Genomic DNA, 20,037 nt, shown 5'->3' with positions numbered 1-20,037 from the left:
CTGCACCAGGCCCGAGACGGCCGAAGGCGCCAGGTCCAGCGCCTGGGCGACACGGCCCATCGTGGCGCCGTCTTCCTTGGCCAGCACGAACAGCAGCCCGGCCTGCGCCGGCGTGGGCGCAGGTTCGCCGCTGGCGGCGGCTTCAGACTGCAGCACGGCCATCCATTGCTGCAAGCGGCGCTGGGCGCTGTTGAGCAGGAAGATCAATCGAGGCGGGCGGGGTGCGCGGGCAGGCGACATGGCATCATTATTTCGTATGCGAAGTATCTGGCGCAAGAAAAACCGGCCGAAGCCGGTTTTGCAGGGCGGCCGCTCAGTGGCGGAAGTGGCGGGTGCCGGTCAGCACCATCGCGATGCCGCGTTCGTCGGCCGCGGCAATGACCTCTTCGTCGCGCATCGAGCCGCCCGGGTGGATGACGCAGGTCGCGCCTGCGTCCACCACCACGTCCAGGCCGTCACGGAACGGGAAAAACGCGTCGCTGGCCACGGCCGTGCCGGCCAGGCTCAGGCCGGCGGCCTGGGCCTTGATGCTGGCGATGCGGGCCGAGTCGAGGCGGCTCATCTGGCCGGCACCAACGCCGAAGGTCATGCCGTCCTTGCAGAAGACGATGGCGTTGCTCTTGACGAAGCGGGCCACGGTCCAGGCAAAGCGCAGGTCTTCCAGCTGCTGCGCGGTGGGCTGCAGCTTGGTGACGACCTTCAGCTCGCCGACGATGTCGATGGTGTCGGCCGACTGCAGCAGCATGCCGCCCCCAACGCGCTTGAAATCAAGCGTGTTTGCCGAGGACTCGCGCTTGAAGTCCAGCGGGTTGCTCAGCTTGCTGAGCGGCACTTCCAGCAGGCGCACGTTCTGCTTGGCGGCATAGGCCGCGCGGGCGGCCGGCGTGAAGGCCGGCGCCATCGCCACTTCGACGAACTGCTTGTGCGCGTTGATGGCCTCGATCACGTCGGCATCCACCGGGCGGTTGAAGGCCATGATGCCGCCGAAGGCCGAGGTCGGGTCGGTCTTCAGCGCCTTCTCGTAGGCTTCCAGCAGCGTGGCGCCCACGGCCACGCCGCAGGGGTTGGCATGCTTGACGATCACGCAGGCCGGCAGGTCGAAGGCTTTCACGCATTCCCAGGCCGCGTCGGCATCGGCAATGTTGTTGAAGCTCAGCTCCTTGCCCTGGATCTGCGTCCATTGCGACAGCGTGCCTTCCACCGGCTTGGCTTCCTTGTAGAACGCCGCGCTCTGGTGCGGGTTCTCGCCGTAGCGCATGCCCTGCACCTTGCTCAGCTGCAGATTGAAGACGTCCGGGTACTCGGCGCGAACCGGCACTTCGGCGGTCTTCTCCTCGGCGCCGGCTTCCAGCGCGGTGAGGTAGTTGGTGATCATGCCGTCGTAGGCGGCGGTGTGGGCGAACACCTTCTTGGCCAGCTTGAACTTGGTGGCGCGCTGCAGGCCTTGGCCCTTCAGTTCGGCCAGCACCTGCGGGTAGTCGCTCGGGTCGATCACGACCGCGACGTCCTGCCAGTTCTTCGCGGCCGCACGCAGCATCGCCGGGCCGCCGATGTCGATGTTCTCGATCGCGTCGTCCAGCGTGCAGTCGGCCTTGGCGGTGGCCTGTGCAAACGGGTAGAGGTTGATGATCAACAGGTCGATCGTGCCGATGCCGTGTTCCTTCAGCGCGGCCATGTGCTCGGGCACGTCGCGGCGGGCCAGCAGGCCGCCGTGCACGCGCGGGTGCAGCGTCTTCACGCGGCCGTCCAGCATCTCGGGGAAGCCGGTGATCTCCGAGACTTCGGTGACCGGCAGGCCGGCACTGGCCAGCAGCTTGGCGGTACCGCCGGTGGACAGCAGCTTGATGCCCTGTGCGTGCAGTGCTTGAGCGAATTCGACGATGCCGGTCTTGTCGGAGACCGAGAGCAGGGCGGTGAGGGTGGACATGGTGGCGATGGCGGAAGGAAAAATGAATCGGGCCGAGCTCAGGGCTTCAGCAATTTGTGTTCAACGAGCTTGCGGCGCAGCGTGTTGCGGTTGATGCCCAGCCATTCGGCGGCCTTGCTCTGGTTGCCCTCGGCCTGGCGCATCACGACGTCCAGCATCGGCTTCTCGACCGCGCGGATCACCATGTCGTGCAGCGAATGTGGCTCGGCGCCGTGCAGGTCCTGGAAATACTGGTCCAGCGTCTCGCGGACGCACTCCTCGATGTTCTTTTTGCTCATGGCTCTGGCAGCTTGGCCGGCAAACAGCTGCCGGTCCTCAGGGGAAAAGAAAAAGCAGGCCCGCCGGGCATCCCGGCGGGATGTCCGAGGGCCGGGTTCAGGCTTGTTGTTCGATCAGGTCCTGGTTGGCTGCCCAGGCGGGCAGCGAAGGCAGCAGCGGGTGGGTGTCGGCCAGGTCGTCGAAGAAGGTGCGCACGGCGCCCAATTGGGCCTGGCCATCGTCCAGCGTGTTCATCACCGCGCGGAAGGCCTCGCCACCTGGCAATGAACGCACCGCCCAGCCAATGTGCTTGCGCGCACTGCGCACGCCGGCTTCCTCGCCGTAGAGCTGGTAGTGATCCAGCAGGTGCTCGGTGAGCCAGCGCTGCACGTCGCGCGTGGGCGGTGGCGGCAGGTGCTGGCCGGTCGCCAGGAAATGGCTGATCTCGCGGAAGATCCACGGCCGGCCTTGTGCGGCGCGGCCGATCATCAAAGCGTCGGCCCCGGTGTGCTTCAACACGTCGGCGGCTTTTTCGGGCGAGTCGATGTCGCCGTTGGCGACCACCGGGATGCGCAGCGCGGCCTTCACGGCGGCCACCGTGTCATGTTCGGCAAAGCCCTTGTAGCCTTGCTCGCGGGTGCGGCCGTGGATCGTCAGCATCGCAATGCCGGCGCTCTCCGCCGCCCTTGCCAGCGCCAGCGCATTGCGCTCGGTGTCGCACCAGCCGGTGCGCATCTTCAGCGTGACCGGCACGCCGCGCGGCGCGCAGGCGGCGACCACCGCCTCGACGATGGCCAGTGCGCCGAGCTCGTCGCGCATCAGCGCCGAACCCGCCCACTTGTTGCAGACCTTCTTGGCGGGGCAGCCCATGTTGATGTCGATGATCTGCGCGCCGCGGTCGATGTTGTAGGCCGCGGCCTCGGCCATCATCAGCGGCTCGGTGCCGGCGATCTGCACCGCGATGGGCGCGCTTTCGCCTTCATGGTTGGCCCGGCGCGAGGTCTTCAGCGACTGCCACAGGTCCTTGCGCGAGGTCACCATCTCGCTGACCGCATAACCCGCGCCCAACTGCTTGCACAGCTTGCGGAACGGCCGGTCCGTCACCCCGGCCATGGGGGCGACGAACAAGGCGTTCGGGAGCGTGTAGGGGCCGAGCTGCATGGGTTCGGTGCGAAAGCGTGTGGGTGGCGGGCGGGGGAGAGGCGGAGCGTGGCCGGCAGGCGGCGCGCCGGTTGCTCAAAAAGGAGGCAAGATTATAGAGCGGCCCCGTCCGGTCCGCGGACATCCTGGCGGTGACAATCGACGCATGGAGCTTTGGTTGCAATCCCTGCTCGGCTGGTTGGCGCTGCCGAGCTTCGGCCTGTCCACGCTGTTTGTCGTCGCGTTGATCTCGGCCACGCTGTTGCCGCTCGGCTCGGAGCCGGCGCTGCTGGGGCTGCTCTACCTGCAACCCGACTTGTTCTGGCCAGCGATCGCGGTGGCCACCGCCGGCAACACGCTGGGCGGCGCGATCAGCTGGTGGACTGGCTACGGTGCCGAGAAGGCCTGGGAGCATGTGAAGCACCGCCCACCGCGCGAGATGCGGCTGCTGGCCTGGCTGCAGCGTTTCGGCCCCAAGGCCTGCCTGCTGAGCTGGTTGCCGCTGGTGGGCGACCCGCTGTGCGCGCTGGCCGGCTGGTCGCGGTTGCCGTTCTGGCCCTGCGTGGGCTACATGCTGATCGGCAAGGCCGCGCGCTACCTGACGATGACCTCGGTGGCGCTCTACTGGTTTCCACACGCGGCGGCTTGAGCCAAGCGTACCCGGCCCTGCCATCCCCCAAGAGGGGGAGAGCCGCCGGGTTATTTCCGCCGGATTGTGACAACGGCCGGGCCCACAATGGCCCGATGTCGATCGCCAATCCGCACTACGAAGCGCTGAAGCGCACCTATGGCCGCCTGCACCGGCTGACTCATCTGGAAAGCATGGCCTCCTGGGACCAGGCCGCCAACATGCCGCCTGGCGGTAACCAGGCGCGGGCCGATGCGCTCACCGAAATGGCAGGATTGCTGCACCGCATGCGCACCGATCCGATGCTGCAGGCCCAGCTGAGCGGCGCCGAAGCCGAGCAACTGGACGAAGCCCAGCGCGCCAACCTGCGCGAAATGTCGCGCGAATGGCGGCGCAGCAATGCGTTGCCCGAAGCGCTGGTCGAACGCCGCTCCCAGGCCACCTCGCGCTGCGAGCACGCCTGGCGCAGTCAACGGCCGGCCAATGACTGGGCCGGCTTCCTGCCCAATCTGCAGGAGGTGCTGGCTGTTGCGCGCGAGGAAGCGCGGCTGCTGGCCGAGCGCAGCGGCCTGGGCCTGTACGACGCGATGATGGACCAGTACGAGCCCGGCATGACCAGCGCCACCGCGGCGCGCGTCTTCGGCGAGCTGCGCACCTGGCTGCCGGGGCTGATCCGTGCGGTGGGCGAACGCCAGGCCCGCGAGACGGTGGTGCCGGCCGTCGGCCCGTTCCCGCTGCCGGCCCAGCGCGCGCTGTGCGAACGCGTGATGAAGCTGCTGGACTTCGATTTTTCGGCGGGCCGGCTGGACGTCAGCACCCACCCATTTTCGGGCGGCGTGCCGGAAGACGTGCGCCTGACCACGCGCTTCTACGAAGACGATTTCCTGCCCAGCCTGATGGGCACGGTGCACGAGACCGGCCACGGCCGCTATGAGCAGAACCTGCCGCGCGACCTGCTGGGCCAGCCAGTGGCGCTGGCGCGTTCGATGGCCATCCACGAGAGCCAGAGCCTGGCTTTCGAGATGCAGCTGGGCAGCCACCCGGGTTTTGCCAGGCTGCTGTCGCCGCTGGTCAGCGAGGCCTTCGGCGCGCAGCCGGCCTTCGAGCCGGCCAACCTGCACAAGCTGCTGACGCGCGTGAAGCCCAGCCTGATCCGCGTCGAGGCCGACGAGGTGACCTACCCGGCCCACGTCATCCTGCGTTTCGAGATCGAGCGTGCGCTGATCGAAGGCGAGGCCGAGGCGGCAGACATCCCGGCGATGTGGGACGAGCGCATGCGCGACCTGCTGGGCCAGGACACGCGCGGCAACTACAAGGATGGCCCGATGCAGGACGTGCACTGGCCGACCGGCGCCTTCGGCTACTTCCCGTGTTATTCGCTGGGCGCGATGTACGCCGCACAGTGGTTCGCCGCAATGCGGCGCGAAATGCCGGCGCTGGATGAGCAGATCGCTGCCGGCAACCTCAGCCCGGTGTTCGACTGGCTCAAGCGCAACATCTGGCAGCAGGCCAGCCGCTGGACCACCGACGAACTCGCGCTGCGCGCCAGCGGAGAGACGCTGAACCCCGCGCATTTCCGCGCCCACCTGACGCAGCGCTACCTCAGCTGAAGCGACGCCAGGCCCCAACGAAAAAGACGGCCCGCGAGCCGTCTTTTTTCATGGCGCGAGGGCGGCTCAGTCGGCGCTGCCGCCCGCCGGTTTGCGGGCCGTCTTGCGAACCGGCTTGGCTGCTGCAGCCGCCGCCTTCTTCGCGCGCAAGCCCGAGGCGGTCCTGGCGCTTTGTTGCTTGCTCTTGTGCAACTGGGCGTGGAGCTTGGCGACCTGTGCCGTCAGCGCCTCGACCTGGGCGCTCAGCGAGGCCATGTCCTGCGCTGTCGGCACGCCCATTTTCTTCAGCGCCTGGGCGGTGCGGGCCTCGAACTTGGCTTCGAGCTTTTCCCACGAGGCGCCGGCCTTGTGCATGGCCTCGCCGGCCATCGCGTTCAGCGTCTCGCCGAACTCACCGAACTTGTCTTCGGCTGCGGCTTGCGTGCCCTGGCGCTTGCGCCGCAACTCGGCGCCTTCCTGCACCAGCGTGTCGAAGGCCTTGCTGCCTTCTTCCTGGGCCTTGGCAAACGCGCCCACGCCGGCCAGCCAGATCTGCTGCGCCGAGGCTTTCACCGCGTCGGCCAGCGGGCCGTCGAACAGGCTGGCGGGGTCGAAGTCCTTGCGGTGGTTGGGCATGGGCGAGTCTCTCCAGTCAAAAAAACAGCGCAGGCGCGCCGGCTTGAGGCCGGTGCGCCTGCAGGTTTCACTTCTTGCGGATGGCGGTCACGGTGTACTGGCCGTCGATCTTGTCGGCCTCGAAGACGACCAGGTCACCTTCGGCCAGGCCGTTCAGCAGCGAGGGCTGGCGGGCCTTGAAGACCATGGTCATCGCGGGCATGTCCAGGTTCTTGATCGCGCCGCTCTTGATCGTGACCTTGGCCTGCGCCGTGTCGATCTTGCGGATTTCGCCATCGGTGGCATGCGCCACCAGGGCCAGGCCGGCCAGGGACAGGCCGGTCAACATGCGGGCCCAACGCGGGGTCCAGGTGTTCATTTCAGATTTCTCCTTGCCTGACTGCAACGCGGTGGAGCCAGCACAGGATGACCTGGGCCGTCACGGCGATGCCCGATGGTAGACCGAGCACCGGGCTCGCGGCCGCATGTGAGCAACCGTAACTGTTGCGGAGCTGTTGCAGCGCAGGCTGATGCCATGTTTGGCAGCGCTGCAGTGACGAAGCGAAGCCCGATCCCGAAACATCCCGACACGCCGGACACGCCTGGTGTGAAGTTGCGCAGTTCGGCCCTGATGGACGAAATTGGAATCGGTTCCAGAATCCGCCTCCGCGAAGCCGCCGGCAGGCAGTCTGGATGCCATTGCTTCGCTTCGTGGGCGGGTTGAGGGCCTTGCGCCAACAAGCCTGCCCTCCATGCGCCCGCTGTGGCGCAGCTCATGTGAAGAAGGAGACAAGGGCATGCATGCATCCATGGCAAACCTGGGAGGCGGCGCAATGCGGCGCAGCCCGCGAGCGACGCCGACCTGGTCCCTGGCCTGGGTCTGGCTCTCGATCTGCGCGCTGCTGCTGGGCAGTTTCGCGCTGCCAGCCCGTGCGGCGGATTACACCGATGGTGTTGCCGTTTCCGGCAGCACCGCGACGATCTGGTTCAAGTCCAACGTGGCGACGACCTGGGTCGACGCGCACTACAGCGTCAACAGCGGCGGCCAGCTGAACGTGCGCATGACGTATTCGTCGGCCAACGCGCGCTGGGAGCAGGCCGTCAACGGCGTGGCCTCGGGCACCGTGCTGAGGTTCAACTTTACCTACAACAACGGCAACCCGGCCTATGACACGCCGCAGGAAACCTACACGGTGGGTGGCACCACGCCTCCGCCGACCTCGGACACGCCGGACTTCGGTGCCAACGTGTCGATCTTCGACACTGCCACGTCGATCGCCACCATCCAGTCCAAGCTGGACGCGGCCTTCAACGGCCAACTGCTGAGCCCGACCGCGCAGTTCGGCAGCCAGCGCCATGCCTTCCTGTTCAAGCCCGGCAGCTACAACGGCGTATACGCCAACCTGGGCTTCTACACCGCCATCGCCGGCCTGGGCCAGAACCCGGACGACGTGACGCTGAGCGGCACGGTCAACGTGGACAGCGGCTGGAACTACGGCGACCAGGGCAACGCGACGCAGAACTTCTGGCGCTCGGCCGAGAACCTGGCGCTGATCCCCAATGGCGGCACCAACCGCTGGGCTGTGTCGCAGGCTGCGCCGATGCGTCGGCTGCACATCCTCGGCAACCTGGTGCTGGGCCCGTCCAACCAGGGCAACGGCCAGGGCTACGCCAGCGGCGGCTACATCGCCGACACCAAGGTCGACGGCCTGATCGCTTCCGGCTCGCAGCAGCAGTGGTACACGCGGGACAGCAACCTGGGCAACTGGTACGACGGCGTGTGGAACATGGTGTTCTCCGGCGTCGTCGGCGGCCCGGCGACCAGCTTCCCGTCGCCGCCGTACACCGCGCTGGCGACCACGCCGGTGTCGCGCGACAAGCCCTACCTGTACGTGGACAGCGCAGGCAAGTACCGCGTTTTCGTGCCCAGCACGCGCACGAATGCTTCCGGCGCCAGCTGGGCCAATGGCGCCAGCGCCGGCACGTCCATCCCGATGAGCCAGTTCTACGTCGCCAAGCCGACCGACAGCACCGCCACGCTGAACGCCGCGCTGGCCCAGGGCCTGAACCTGTTCTTCACGCCCGGCACCTACCACCTGAGCGACACGATCCGCGTGACGCGTGCCGGCACCGTGGTGCTGGGCATCGGCTTCCCCACGCTGGTGCCGGACAACGGCGTGAACGCGATGCTGGTGTCCGACGTGGACGGCGTGTCCATCGCCGGCCTGCTGTTCGATGCCGGCACGGTCAACAGCAACGCGCTGCTGAGCTTCGGTGACACCACCTCGGTCGTCTCGCATGCCGGCAATCCCAGCTCGGTGCAGGACGTGTACTTCCGCATTGGCGGCGCGGTCGCCGGCAAGGCCACGAACAGCCTGGTGGTGAACAGCAACAACGTCATCATCGACCACATCTGGGCCTGGCGCGCGGACCATGGCAGCCAGCCCACCGGTTGGACCATCAACACGGCCGACACCGGCGTGCTGGTCAACGGCAACAACGTGCTGGCCACCGGCCTGTTCGTCGAGCATTACCAGAAGTTCAACGTGGTGTGGAATGGCCAGGGTGGCCGGACCATCTTCTTCCAGAACGAGATGCCGTACGACCCGCCCAGCCAGGCCGCCTGGCGCGCGGACGCCATCGGCTACGCGGCCTACAAGGTGGGTGACAGCGTGACCACCCACGAAGCCTGGGGCGTGGGCAGCTACTGCTACTTCAACGTCAACCCCAGCATCCACGCGGCGCACGCCTTCGAGGTGCCGGCCGTCGCGGGCGTGAGGTTCCACAGCGCGCTGACGGTTTCGCTGGGCGGCGTGGGCGTGATCGACCACGTGATCAACAACACTGGCGGCGCCGCGCAGGGCACGGCCACGGTGCCGGTCAACGTGATCAACTTTCCCTGATCCCTTTCCGCTGATCTGACGGCCGGGCCCGCTGCAGCGATGCGGCGGGCCTTTTTGCTTTCGGCTGGCTTCGGTCGCAATTGGGCCGCTGCCACCAACGCAAATCCCTAGAATGCCGGCCAATCCCCTTTCAGCACTGGCGCCGCCAGCACCACCATGAGCACCCAGCCCGCCGACGACTCCCTGGCCCACATCCAGCCGCGCGACAAGGCCGAGATCCTGGCCCAGGCGCTGCCCTACATCCGCAAGTTCCATGGCAAGACCATCGTCATCAAGTACGGTGGCAACGCCATGACCGACCCGGCCCTGCAGCAGGACTTCGCCGAGGACGTGGTGCTGCTGAAGCTGGTCGGCATGAACCCGGTGGTGGTGCATGGCGGCGGCCCGCAGATCGACGAGGCGCTGGCCAAGATCGGCAAGAAGGGCACCTTCATCCAGGGCATGCGCGTGACCGACGAAGAGACGATGGAGGTCGTCGAGTGGGTGCTGGGCGGCGAGGTGCAGCAGGACATCGTCGGCCTGATCAACGCCGCCGGCGGCAAGGCCGTGGGCCTGACCGGGCGCGACGGCGGTTTGATCCGCGCGCGCCAGATGAAGCTGGCCGACAAGGATGACCCGAGCAAGGAGCACGACATCGGCCAGGTCGGCGAGATCACCGCCATCGACCCGGCGGTGGTGAAGGCGCTGCAGGACGACCAGTTCATCCCGGTGATCAGCCCCATCGGCTTCGGCGAGAAGAACGAGAGCTACAACATCAATGCCGATTTGGTGGCGTCCAAGCTAGCCACGGTGCTGAAGGCCGAGAAGCTGATGATGCTGACCAACATCAAGGGCGTGCTGAACAAGGCCGGCGAGCTGCTGACCGAACTGACGGCACGCGACATCGACGACCTGATCGCCGACGGCACCATCAGCGGCGGCATGCTGCCCAAGCTGGCCGGCGCGATCGACGCGGCCAAGAGCGGCGTCAACACCGTGCACGTGGTGGACGGCCGGGTGCCGCATGCGATGCTGCTGGAGATCCTGACCGAGCAGGCCTACGGCACGATGATCCGCTCACACTGAGCGCTGCCGTGAAGGCTGTGCGCCGCGTGGCGCGCCTGCGCGAGGGCGAGCGTGTCTGGCTGTTCGACCTCGACAACACGCTGCACAACGCGTCTGCCTCGGCTTTTCGCGGCATCAACGAGCGCATGGGCGCCTACATGACGCGCGAGCTCGGGCTGGAGGCTGGCGAGGCGCACCGGCTGCGCCAGCTCTACTGGCAGCGCTACGGCGCCACCTTGCTCGGCCTGGTGCGCCACCACGGCGTGAACGCCAACCACTTCCTGCACAACACGCATGTGCTGCCCGGCCTGGAGCAGCAACTGCAGACGCATGCACACGACGTGGCGGCGCTGCAGCGGCTGCCCGGCCCGCGGCTGATCCTGACCAACGCGCCGCTGGCCTATGCCGAGCGGGTGCTGGGCGCGCTGGGGCTGCGCGGCTTGTTCGATGGCGTGGTCGCGATCGAGCAGATGGCGATGTTCGGCCAGTTGCGGCCGAAGCCGGACAGGCGCATGCTGCAGGCGCTGGTGGCGCGGCTGGGCGTGCCGGCGCACCGTTGTGTGCTGGTGGAAGACACGCTGGCGCACCAGAAGGCGGCACATTCCTTGGGCATGCGCACGGTCTGGATGCAGCGCTGGCTGAGGGCTGCGCACACGCTGCCGGGGACCCAAAATTGGCGCCGCCGCCCCCCCTATGTGTATGCCAGAATCCGCTCGCTTCAACAGTTGCGAAGTGTGCTGTGATGTCCGAAATGCCCGAAGCGTCTGAGTTGTCCGTGCCGGGTATGCCCGAGGTGTCTGCTGCTGCGCAAGCACCGTTGGCTGCTGTGGCAGCCGCTGGTGATCCCGCCGTGGCGGTGGCCCGCAAACGGCCCAAGCCGGGCGAGCGCCGGGTGCAGATCCTGCAGACCCTGGCGGCGATGCTGGAGCAGCCCGGTGCCGACCGCGTCACCACCGCTGCGCTGGCCGCGCGTCTGTCGGTCAGCGAGGCTGCGCTGTACCGCCACTTCGCCAGCAAGGCCCAGATGTTCGAGGGCCTGATCGAGTTCATCGAATCCAGCGTCTTCACGCTGATCAACCAGATCGCCGAGCGCGAGATCACCGGCGCCCTGCAGGCCCACCGCATGGTGCAGGTGCTGCTGCAGTTCGGCGAGAAGAACCCCGGCATGACCCGCGTGATGGTGGGTGACGCGCTGGTCTTCGAGAACGAACGCCTGGGCCTGCGCATGGGCCAGTTTTTCGACCGTGTCGAATCCCAGCTGCGGCAAAGCCTGCGGGTGGCGGCCGAGCAGGCCGGCGTGGCCACGCCCACGGTGCAGGCCAACGGCCAGGCCTCGGCGCTGACCTGCCTGGTCATCGGCCGCTTGCAGCGCTACGCGCGCAGCGGCTTCAAGCGCCTGCCGACCGAACAGCTGGACGTGGCCTTGCACTTGCTCGGCTGAATGGCGGAGCCGCTTGCTGCGGCGCTCACGTCTTGTTGCAGTTGGCGAAGCTTGAGGCGCTGGCGGGCCAAGGGCAATCCCTAGTGCCGGCCGTGGGGGCGTCAAGCAGATGTCACGCCGGCGATCTCCAATGAGGGCACCACATGAACCCCAGGGAAATTGCCATGTCCGTTTTCAAGATGAGCCTGCTGGCCGCCAGCATCGCGCTGGCCGCCTGCGCCCAGCCTGGCTTGGCGACCGCCGCCGCGCCTTCGGTCCCGGCCGCCACCGCCAAGGCCAAGCCGACGCTGACGATCAAGATCCTCGCGCTGAACGACCTGCACGGCGCGTTGGAATCGCCCGGCACCTTCACCAATGCCGGTACCGCTGCGGTGCCCGCTGGTGGCGTGGACTACGTGGCCGGCTACATTGCCGCCGCCCGCGTCGCGAACCCGAACACCGTGGTCGTCTCGGCCGGCGACCTGATCGGCGCCAGCCCGCTGATCTCGGCGCTGTTCCACGATGAGCCGACCATTGAGACCATGAACCGCGCCGGCCTGGACTTCAACGCCGTGGGCAACCACGAGTTCGACGAAGGCAAGGACGAGCTGCTGCGCATGCAGAAGGGTGGCTGCCACCCGACCGACACCGCCAACACCTGCAAGGGCGCCAGCGTCGGCACGCCGGTGCCGTTCGAAGGTGCGAAGTTCAAGTTCCTGGCCGCCAACGTGGTCAAGAAGAAAAACGGCGAAACCCTGTTCCCGCCCTATGGCACGCGCACCTTCGACATCGAAGGCAAGAAGATCAAGGTCGCCTTCATCGGCATGACGCTGAAGGACACGCCGCAGATCGTTTCGCCGTCCGGCATCAAGGACCTGGTGTTCACCGACGAGGCCACTGCGGTGAACAACCTGGTGCCGGTGCTGAAGGCGGCCGGCGTGGAAGCCATCGTCGTGCTGATCCACCAGGGCGGCGCGCAGACGGGCACCACGCCGGTGGACATCAACGCTTGCGTGGGCAACCTGGACGGTTCGCCGATCAAGACCATCGTCAGCCAGTTGGACGATGCGGTGGACCTGGTCATCAGCGGCCACACCCACGCGGCCTACAACTGCCAGCTGCCGCTGGCCTCGGGTCGCAACATCCCGGTCACCAGCGCCAACACGCAAGGCCGGGTGCTGACCGACATCGACCTGACGCTGCAGCGCGGCAACCGCGACGTGGTGGCCGTGACCGCGAAGAACGTGGTGGTCGACCGCAGCAACGTGGCGATCACGCCGGACGCGCAGATCGCCGGCATCGTCGCCGGCTACAAGACGCTGGTGGCACCAGTCGCCAACCAGGTCATCGGCCGCATTGCCGCCGATGTGCCCAACACCAAGGACGCCGCCTGCAACATGCCCGCCGGTGACCTGATCGCCGACTCGCAGCTGGCCGCCACCGTGCAGGCCGGCGGCGCGCAGCTGGCGCTGATGAACCCGGGCGGCGTGCGCAGCCCGGGCTTCATCTACGCCGGCAGCCCCATCGGCGAAGGCGACGGCAACGTGACCTACAGCGAATCCTTCACTGTGCAGCCCTTCGGCAACAGCCTGGTGACGCTGACGCTGAGCAACCAGCAGCTGCACGACACGCTGGAGCAGCAGTTCCCGAACTGCTTCGGCCAGGTCACCTTCTCCAAGGTGCTGCTGCCGTCCAACGGCGTGCACTACGAGTGGGACAACGCCCAGGCCTGCGGCGCGAAGGTGCGCAATCTGACCATCACCACCAGCGCCGGCAGCGAAACCGTGGTGGACGTCAGCGGCACCGTGCTGAACCCGGGCAAGACCTGGCGTGTCACGGTCAACAACTTCCTGGCCGATGGTGGCGATGGCTTCAGCGTGCTGAAGGGCGGCACCAACCGTGTGGGCGGCGGGCAGGACATCGATGCGCTGACCGCCTACCTGGCCGGTACCCAGGCGCCGAACCCGCCGTACGACCCGGCCGCGGCCAACCTCGGCAAGCCGCGCATCGTGCGCGTGGACGCGGGCACCGTCTGTCCCTGAGCGACCGTGCTGGCGTGACCGTGCTGGAGTGACCGCGGGCGGCAAGGCAGCGCCCGCGGATCGCGAAGGCTGCAGGCCGGGGAGGCCAGGATGGAACGACAGGGCCTCCCCTACACTTGCCGCCCATGACCCTGGACGATCTCGAACCGCTGCTGGCCCGTGCCGAGCGGGTGTTGGCCCGCCTGGAAGCCAACCTGCCGCAGCCACTGCCGGCGCCTGACTGGACCGCTTCGGCCGCCTTCCGTTACCGCAAGCGCAAAGGCCAGGCACGGCTGGAGCCGGTGCGACTGGTGGCCGGCATCCGGCTGGCGGACCTGCAGGAGATCGACGGCCAGAAGACGCGGCTGCAGCGCAACACCGCGCAGTTCGTGGCCGGCGCCACCGCCAACAACGTGCTGCTGACCGGCGCGCGCGGCACCGGCAAGAGCTCGCTGATCAAGGCCTGCCTGAACGAATACGCGGCGCAAGGCCTGCGCCTGATCGAGGTCGACAAGGCCGACCTGGTGGACCTGCCGGACCTGGTGGAGCTGGTGTCCGGCCGGCCCGAGCGCTTCATCGTCTTCTGCGACGACCTCAGCTTCGAGGAAGGCGAGCCCGGCTACAAGGCGCTGAAGTCCATCCTCGACGGCTCCGTCTCCGCGGCCGGCGACAACCTGCTGATCTACGCGACCAGCAACCGCCGCCACCTGTTGCCCGAGACCATGAAGGACAACCTCAGCTACCGCCACACCGAGGACGGCGAGCTGCACCCGGGCGAAGTGGTCGAAGAGAAGATCTCGCTGTCCGAGCGCTTCGGGCTGTGGATCAGCTTCTATCCGTTCAGCCAGGACGAGTACCTGGCCATCGTGCACCAGTGGCTGTCGCACTTTGCGCTGGACGAGGCGGCGATTGCTGCGGCCCGGCCCCAGGCGCTGCTGTTTGCGCTGGAGCGTGGTTCGCGTTCCGGCCGCGTGGCCTACCAGTTCGCCCGCGATCTGGCCGGCCGGCGCGCGATCGGCGCAGTGGAGGATGCATCGTGAGCGAGGCCACGGAACGCACGCCTGTCGACGTGGCCGTGGGCGTGCTGATCGAGCGGGATGCCGCTGGCAACGAAGGCCGTTTCCTGTTGACCTCGCGGCCCGAGGGCAAGGTCTATGCCGGCTACTGGGAATTCCCGGGTGGCAAGCTGGAAGCCGGCGAAAGCGTGCACCAGGCGCTGGCGCGTGAGCTGCACGAGGAGCTGGGCATCACCATCGGTGAGAGCCATGCCTGGCGCAAGCTGGTGATGGACTATCCGCATGCCCGTGTGCGGCTGCATTTCTGCAAGGTGTTCGACTGGCAGGGCGAGTTCCAGATGCGCGAGCAACAGACCATGGCCTGGGAGCAGCTGCCGGTCCAAAGCCAGCCGGTGCTGCCGGGCACGATTCCGGTCCTCGAGTGGTTTGCCCAAGAGCGACACCATGCCGGGCCCACTCACCATGGTTGAAGCTGCTCTTACACTCGCCGGCATGAGCACAGCATCCTCCGCCTGGCTGGACCGCGTTCGCTGGGACCGCGACGGGCTGGTGCCCGTCATCGCGCAGGAGCAGGGCAGCGGCGACGTGCTGATGTTTGCCTGGATGAACCGCGAGGCGCTGGCCCGCACGGTCGAGCTGGGCCAGGCGGTCTATTTCAGCCGCTCACGGCAGAAGCTGTGGCACAAGGGTGAAGAATCCGGCCACTTCCAGACGGTGCATGAAATCCGGCTGGATTGCGACCAGGATGTCGTGCTGCTGAAGATCACCCAGCACGGCCATGAGCCCGGCATTGCCTGCCACACCGGCCGCCACAGCTGCTTTTATGAGCGGCTGGAAGATGGCGAATGGCGCGCGGTGGAGCCGGTGTTGAAGGATCCTGGCACCATCTACCGCTGAGCTTTCCTTTCCAGACTTTCACCGAGATTCGACGATGACCTCCCAGGACACCTTGATGCGGCTGCATGCCGTGATCGAGACCCGCCGCCAGGGCGACCCGGACAAGAGCTACGTGGCTCGCCTGTTCCACAAGGGCACCGATGCGATCCTGAAGAAGATCGGCGAAGAGGCCACCGAAACCGTGATGGCGGGCAAGGATGGCGACAGGCAGAAGATCGTCTACGAGGTGGCCGATCTCTGGTTTCATTCGATGATTGCGCTGGCACAGTTCGGGCTGTCGCCGGCCGAGGTGCTGGCCGAGCTGGAACGCCGCGAAGGCCTGTCCGGCCTGGAAGAGTTTGCCGCGCGCAAGGCGCAAGTCAGGGAACAACAGGAGGGTTCATGAACGAGGTTTACGACACCACGCCGTCTGCAGAACGGGTGGCCAATCTGAAGCAGCTGACGATGATCGTGTACGTGCTGTATGCCGTTGGCATCTTCACCGGCACGCTGACCAGCATCGTCGCGATCATCATCAACTACGTGAAGCGCGAGGACACGCAGGGCACGATCTACGCCAGCCACTTCACCTGGCAGATCCGTACCTTCTGGTGGAGCCTGCTGTGGTTCATCGTGGGCTGGGCCACGTTCTGGATGCTGGGTCTGGGTTTCCTGGTCTGGGCGGCCGATGGCATCTGGGTCATCTACCGCATCGTCAAGGGCTTCCTGAACTGGAGCGACGGCAAGCCGATGCCGGTGCCGGTCTGACATGAGTGCCGATCCGAACTGCATCTTCTGCAAGATCGTCGCCGGCCAGATCCCGGCGCAGAAGGTTTTCGAAGACGACGAGGTCCTGGTTTTCAAGGACATCCAGCCCTGGGCGCCGGTGCACCTGCTGCTGATCCCGAAACGCCACATCGTCTCCATGGTCGACGTGACGCCGGCCGAGCAGGCCTTGATGGGCAAGCTGATGGTGCTGGCGCCCAAGCTGATGGCCGAGGCGGGTGTCACCAACGGCTTCCGGCAGGTGATCAACACCGGCATTGACGGCGGGCAGGAGGTGTTTCACCTGCACATGCACGCTGTTGGCGGCCCGCGCCCATGGGCCAAAGCTTGAGCTGACAGGACGAGTCCTCTCGGACAAGACCCTCCGGACGTGGCGGACACGGCTTGCGCCGCGCCGTCGCGACCCCATCTTGCTGCAGGGGCGTTTTGCGCCTCCTGCCCGAGGACCGTCACGGACGGCCCCGTAGAATCAACGCATTCGTTTTCTGGAGAATCGTCATGGGATCGTTCAGCATCTGGCATTGGCTGATCGTGTTGGTCGTCGTGGTGCTGATCTTCGGCACCAAGAAGTTGAAGAACGTCGGCTCCGATCTGGGTGGCGCCGTCAAGGGCTTCAAGGACGGCATGCGCGACGGCGGCAGCGATGCGCCGGTGCCGCCGAACCAGCAAGTCACCGGCAGCCCGAAGACCGCGGACGCCGACACGGTGGACGTGGAAGCCCGCCGCAAATCCTGAGCGGCTGACTTGGCTTGCAACGTCGCTGTCTGCGCCTTTGCGGCGCAGCCGCGTCGCCTCGTGATGTCCGCCCGGGTCTCGCATGATTGATTTTGGTTTTGACAAGATCGCGTTGATCGGGGCTGTGGCCCTGATCGTGATCGGCCCTGAAAAGCTGCCGCGCGTGGCCCGCACCGTGGGTCACCTGGTGGGCAAGGCGCAGCGCTACGTGGCCGACGTGAAGGCCGAGGTCAACCGCTCGATCGAACTGGAGGAGCTTCAGAAGATGAAGAGCCAGTTCGAGACCGCGGCGAACGACGTCAGCAACAGCGTGCGCCAGGAAATCCACTCGGCCTCCACCGAACTGGAAAAGACCTGGTCCGAGGCCGCGGATGGCCTGAACAGCACGTCCGGTTCGGCCTCCGCTGTCGACTGGAGCCCGCCGCCGCCCGTCTACCAGCCCCCGCGCAAGCATTGGCGGGTCAAGCGCGGTGCGGTGCCGCGCTGGTACAAGCAACGCAATGGCGTGCGCCAGCATGCCCAATCCGGTGCGGCCCGTGTGGCGCGTTTCCGCCCACCCCACAGCGGATCTTCGTCTTCCACATGAGCAGTCCTGAACCTCAAGACGAACTGGCGGGCACCGAAGCGCCGTTTGTCTCTCATCTGATCGAGCTGCGCGACCGCCTGGTCAAGTCGGTGATCGCCATCGGCATTGCCTTCGGCGCGCTGGCCATCTGGCCAGGTCCTGGCGGCCTGTACGACCTGCTCGCCGCGCCGCTGGTGCACTCGCTGCCGGCGGGCGCGACGATGATCGCGACCAACGTGATCTCGCCGTTCCTGGTGCCGCTGAAGATCACCTTGATGGCCGGCTTCCTGCTGGCGCTGCCGATCGTGCTCTACCAGGTCTGGGCCTTCGTGGCGCCTGGCCTGTACAACCACGAAAAGCGGCTGGTATTGCCGCTGGTGATCTCCAGCACCCTGCTGTTCCTGATAGGCGTGGCCTTTTGCTACTTCTTCGTCTTTGGCCAAGTCTTCAAGTTCATCCAGGGCTTTGCGCCCAAGAGCATCACGGCCGCGCCTGACATCGAGGCCTACCTGGGCTTTGTGATGACGATGTTCATCGCCTTTGGCGCCGCTTTCGAGGTGCCGGTGGTGGTGGTGGTGCTGACGCGCATGGGCGTGGTCAGCGTCGAGAAGCTGCGCGAATTCCGCGGCTACTTCATCGTGCTGGCCTTCATCATTGCCGCCATCCTGACGCCGCCGGACGTGGTCTCGCAGCTCTCGCTGGCGATCCCGATGTGCCTGCTGTTCGAGGTGGGTCTGATCGCCGCCAAGGTGTTCATCAAGCACACCCAGGCGCCGGACGCGGACGCTTCGTCCCCCTCGTCCTCCACCTGATGCATTGAGCCGGACGCGGCGCCTTGCCGCCGCGTGACTTGGGCGCTCACTGCGCGTCGTCTTCCTCGTCCATCGGCCCGGGGGCTTGCGGTGCCTGGACCTGTGCCTTGGGTCGCTGCGCCACGTGCACCGTCAGGTCCAGCGCCTGGTTGCCGCGCTGCACGCCGATCACGGTGTCGCTCAGCGGCTTGAGCGCAGCCACGGCGTTCAGCAACTGCGAGGTGTTGCGGATCGGCTGGCCGGCAATGCGCACCACCACGTCGCCCGGCTTCATGCCGGCCTTGCTGGCCGGGCCGTCCTGCAGCACGCCGGTGATCAGCACGCCTTCTTCGACCGGGATCTTGAAGCTCTGCGCGAATTCCGGGTCCAGGTCGCGCGGCTGCACGCCGATCCAGCCGCGGGTCACCTGGCCGTCCCGCACCAGGCCTTCCATCACCTGGCGCGCCAGGTCGATGGGAATGGCAAAGCCGATGCCCAGGCTGCCGCCGCTGCGCGAGTAGATGGCGGTGTTGATGCCGATCAGGTTGCCGTTGACGTCGATCAGTGCACCACCGGAGTTGCCGGGGTTGATCGCGGCGTCGGTCTGGATGAAGTTCTCGAAGGTCGACAGGCCCAGCCCGCTGCGGCCCAGCGCGCTGATGATGCCGCCGGTCACCGTCTGGCCGACGTTGAAGGGGTTGCCGATGGCCAGCACCGAGTCGCCCACCTGCAGCTGGTCCATCTGGCCCAGGCTCACGACCGGCAGCCGGTCCAGGTCGATCTTCAGCACCGCGACGTCGGTTTCCGGGTCGGTGCCAACCAGTTTGGCCTTGGCCTCGCGGCCGTCCGACAGCCGCACGCGGATCTGGTCCGCGCCTTCGACCACGTGGTTGTTGGTCAGCAGGTAACCCTCGGGCGAGACGATCACCCCTGAACCCAGGCCGACCTGCGGCTCGGTTTCTTCCTGCGGCATCAGTTGCGGCTTGCCGCGCTGGCCGAAGAAGCGGAACCACGGGTCCTGCGAGTTCGCTGAAGCGCCAGGCTTGGCGCTGCGGCTGGCGGTCACGCTGACGATGGCGGGCGACGCTTTGCGCGCGGCCGCGCTGAGCGGCTGGATCGGCACGTTGACGTCTGCCACCTGCACCGGCACCGTGCCGCCTTCGGCGCGGGTGTTGCTGGGCCACCAGGCCTGCGGGCGCTGCTGCAGCCAGCCCGGCTTGAAGGTGCTCACCACAAACACCATGGCCACCGCGACGGTGACGGCCTGGGAGAAAATGAGCCAGATTCTGCGCATGACTTGGAAGGATGGAGCCCATGGCCGCGAGAGCCGAGATCGAGAGCCTTCTCAACCAGTGGCTTCAGCCTGAACGTTTCAAGGATTATGGGCCGAACGGTCTGCAGGTGGAGGGCAAGCCGGAGGTGCGCAAGATCGTCTCCGGCGTCACCGCCAGCCTGGCCTTGATCGAGGCAGCCATCGATGCAGGTGCCGATGCGCTGATCGTGCACCACGGCCTGTTCTGGCGCGGCCAGGATGGGCGCTTGACGGGCTGGCTGAAGGCCCGCGTCGAGCGCCTGATGGCCAGCGGCCTGAACCTGTTTGCCTACCACCTGCCGCTGGATGCGCACGCGGAGCTGGGCAACAACGCGCAGCTGGCGCTGCAGCTGGGCTGGACGGCGGACGGCCGCTTTGCCGAGCAGTCCCTGGGCTTCCTGGGCACACGTG

Annotated in this window: 24 protein-coding genes; 17 read left to right on the top strand and 7 right to left on the bottom strand. The window is 66.9% G+C overall.

Annotated elements, in window-relative coordinates; all coding sequences use genetic code 11:
* The 4 genes from FKP22_RS04185 to dusB form a co-directional block, all read right to left on the bottom strand.
* Nucleotides 1-240, bottom strand: a 240-nt coding sequence (locus FKP22_RS04185) for a MarR family transcriptional regulator (protein WP_141285472.1), incomplete at its 3' end; no start/stop codon positions are given.
* Between the two features lie 73 nt (nt 241-313).
* Nucleotides 314-1,927: a bifunctional phosphoribosylaminoimidazolecarboxamide formyltransferase/IMP cyclohydrolase gene (gene purH / locus FKP22_RS04180; protein WP_141285470.1), complete on the bottom strand. Its 1,614-nt coding sequence runs from the start codon at nt 1,925-1,927 to the stop codon at nt 314-316.
* A gap of 38 nt (nt 1,928-1,965) precedes the next feature.
* Nucleotides 1,966-2,205, bottom strand: a complete 240-nt coding sequence (locus tag FKP22_RS04175; protein ID WP_141285468.1) for a Fis family transcriptional regulator — start codon at nt 2,203-2,205, stop codon at nt 1,966-1,968.
* A 97-nt stretch (nt 2,206-2,302) separates the two neighbouring features.
* Complete coding sequence (gene dusB, locus FKP22_RS04170; RefSeq protein WP_141285466.1) at nt 2,303-3,346, bottom strand: tRNA dihydrouridine synthase DusB; 1,044 nt, start codon at nt 3,344-3,346, stop codon at nt 2,303-2,305.
* Between the two features lie 145 nt (nt 3,347-3,491).
* Between dusB and FKP22_RS04165 the strand changes: the two genes are divergently transcribed.
* Both FKP22_RS04165 and FKP22_RS04160 read left to right on the top strand, forming a co-directional pair.
* Nucleotides 3,492-3,974 (top strand): YqaA family protein, encoded by a 483-nt coding sequence (locus FKP22_RS04165; RefSeq protein ID WP_141285464.1) that lies wholly within the window; start codon nt 3,492-3,494, stop codon nt 3,972-3,974.
* A gap of 95 nt (nt 3,975-4,069) precedes the next feature.
* A complete protein-coding gene (locus FKP22_RS04160; protein ID WP_141285462.1) occupies nt 4,070-5,563 on the top strand; it encodes a carboxypeptidase M32 in 1,494 nt (497 codons plus the stop codon).
* A 66-nt stretch (nt 5,564-5,629) separates the two neighbouring features.
* Here FKP22_RS04160 and FKP22_RS04155 read toward each other — a convergent pair whose 3' ends face one another.
* Entirely contained in the window at nt 5,630-6,178 is a 549-nt protein-coding gene (locus FKP22_RS04155; protein WP_141285460.1) for a phasin family protein, read from the bottom strand.
* 67 nt (nt 6,179-6,245) lie between these two features.
* Nucleotides 6,246-6,536, bottom strand: coding sequence for a copper-binding protein (locus FKP22_RS04150; RefSeq protein WP_141285458.1), 291 nt, complete (start codon nt 6,534-6,536; stop codon nt 6,246-6,248).
* A gap of 430 nt (nt 6,537-6,966) precedes the next feature.
* On the opposite strand from FKP22_RS04150, the gene FKP22_RS04145 reads away from it, so the two are divergent.
* From FKP22_RS04145 to tatC, 14 genes are all read left to right on the top strand, one after another.
* Entirely contained in the window at nt 6,967-9,060 is a 2,094-nt protein-coding gene (locus FKP22_RS04145; protein WP_233446803.1) for a pectate lyase-like domain-containing protein, read from the top strand.
* Between the two features lie 156 nt (nt 9,061-9,216).
* On the top strand, nt 9,217-10,125 hold the full coding sequence (gene argB, locus FKP22_RS04140) for an acetylglutamate kinase (protein WP_141285456.1): 909 nt from the start codon (nt 9,217-9,219) through the stop codon (nt 10,123-10,125).
* An 8-nt stretch (nt 10,126-10,133) separates the two neighbouring features.
* Nucleotides 10,134-10,847: a pyrimidine 5'-nucleotidase gene (locus FKP22_RS04135; RefSeq protein ID WP_231012637.1), complete on the top strand. Its 714-nt coding sequence runs from the start codon at nt 10,134-10,136 to the stop codon at nt 10,845-10,847.
* 41 nt (nt 10,848-10,888) lie between these two features.
* Nucleotides 10,889-11,545: a nucleoid occlusion factor SlmA gene (gene slmA, locus FKP22_RS04130; protein ID WP_141285476.1), complete on the top strand. Its 657-nt coding sequence runs from the start codon at nt 10,889-10,891 to the stop codon at nt 11,543-11,545.
* A gap of 164 nt (nt 11,546-11,709) precedes the next feature.
* Complete coding sequence (locus tag FKP22_RS04125; RefSeq protein WP_231012639.1) at nt 11,710-13,566, top strand: bifunctional metallophosphatase/5'-nucleotidase; 1,857 nt, start codon at nt 11,710-11,712, stop codon at nt 13,564-13,566.
* Between the two features lie 125 nt (nt 13,567-13,691).
* Nucleotides 13,692-14,585, top strand: a complete 894-nt coding sequence (locus tag FKP22_RS04120; RefSeq protein ID WP_141285454.1) for an ATP-binding protein — start codon at nt 13,692-13,694, stop codon at nt 14,583-14,585.
* Nucleotides 14,582-15,031 carry an NUDIX domain-containing protein gene (locus tag FKP22_RS04115; protein ID WP_141285452.1) on the top strand — a complete coding sequence of 150 codons (450 nt, stop codon included), beginning with the start codon at nt 14,582-14,584 and terminating at the stop codon, nt 15,029-15,031. Before FKP22_RS04120 ends, FKP22_RS04115 begins: the two co-directional genes overlap by 4 nt.
* Before the next feature lie 22 nt (nt 15,032-15,053).
* Nucleotides 15,054-15,458, top strand: a complete 405-nt coding sequence (gene hisI, locus FKP22_RS04110; RefSeq protein WP_141285450.1) for a phosphoribosyl-AMP cyclohydrolase — start codon at nt 15,054-15,056, stop codon at nt 15,456-15,458.
* 34 nt (nt 15,459-15,492) lie between these two features.
* Nucleotides 15,493-15,843 (top strand): phosphoribosyl-ATP diphosphatase, encoded by a 351-nt coding sequence (locus tag FKP22_RS04105; protein WP_141285448.1) that lies wholly within the window; start codon nt 15,493-15,495, stop codon nt 15,841-15,843.
* The gene (locus FKP22_RS04100; protein ID WP_141285446.1) at nt 15,840-16,205 is read left to right on the top strand and encodes a DUF4870 family protein; all 366 of its coding nucleotides are present in this window, start codon (nt 15,840-15,842) and stop codon (nt 16,203-16,205) included. Before FKP22_RS04105 ends, FKP22_RS04100 begins: the two co-directional genes overlap by 4 nt.
* Before the next feature lies 1 nt (nt 16,206).
* A complete protein-coding gene (locus FKP22_RS04095) occupies nt 16,207-16,554 on the top strand; it encodes a histidine triad nucleotide-binding protein (protein WP_141285444.1) in 348 nt (115 codons plus the stop codon).
* A gap of 167 nt (nt 16,555-16,721) precedes the next feature.
* On the top strand, nt 16,722-16,958 hold the full coding sequence (gene tatA / locus FKP22_RS04090) for a Sec-independent protein translocase subunit TatA (RefSeq protein ID WP_141285442.1): 237 nt from the start codon (nt 16,722-16,724) through the stop codon (nt 16,956-16,958).
* A gap of 82 nt (nt 16,959-17,040) precedes the next feature.
* Nucleotides 17,041-17,544, top strand: coding sequence for a Sec-independent protein translocase protein TatB (tatB, locus tag FKP22_RS04085; RefSeq protein ID WP_141285440.1), 504 nt, complete (start codon nt 17,041-17,043; stop codon nt 17,542-17,544).
* Nucleotides 17,541-18,335 carry a twin-arginine translocase subunit TatC gene (gene tatC / locus FKP22_RS04080; RefSeq protein ID WP_141285438.1) on the top strand — a complete coding sequence of 265 codons (795 nt, stop codon included), beginning with the start codon at nt 17,541-17,543 and terminating at the stop codon, nt 18,333-18,335. The genes tatB and tatC overlap by 4 nt, the downstream gene beginning before the upstream one ends.
* A gap of 46 nt (nt 18,336-18,381) precedes the next feature.
* Here tatC and FKP22_RS04075 read toward each other — a convergent pair whose 3' ends face one another.
* On the bottom strand, nt 18,382-19,608 hold the full coding sequence (locus FKP22_RS04075) for a Do family serine endopeptidase (protein ID WP_141285436.1): 1,227 nt from the start codon (nt 19,606-19,608) through the stop codon (nt 18,382-18,384).
* A 20-nt stretch (nt 19,609-19,628) separates the two neighbouring features.
* On the opposite strand from FKP22_RS04075, the gene FKP22_RS04070 reads away from it, so the two are divergent.
* The coding region (locus tag FKP22_RS04070) for a Nif3-like dinuclear metal center hexameric protein (RefSeq protein ID WP_211361298.1) at nt 19,629-20,037 on the top strand (409 nt) is incomplete at its 3' end.

This window comes from Ideonella azotifigens, assembly GCF_006519715.1.
Taxonomy (GTDB): domain Bacteria; phylum Pseudomonadota; class Gammaproteobacteria; order Burkholderiales; family Burkholderiaceae_C; genus Ideonella; species Ideonella azotifigens.
The sequence above is the reverse complement of the archived record's forward strand: the minus strand, read 5'-3'. Positions and strand labels throughout refer to the sequence as shown.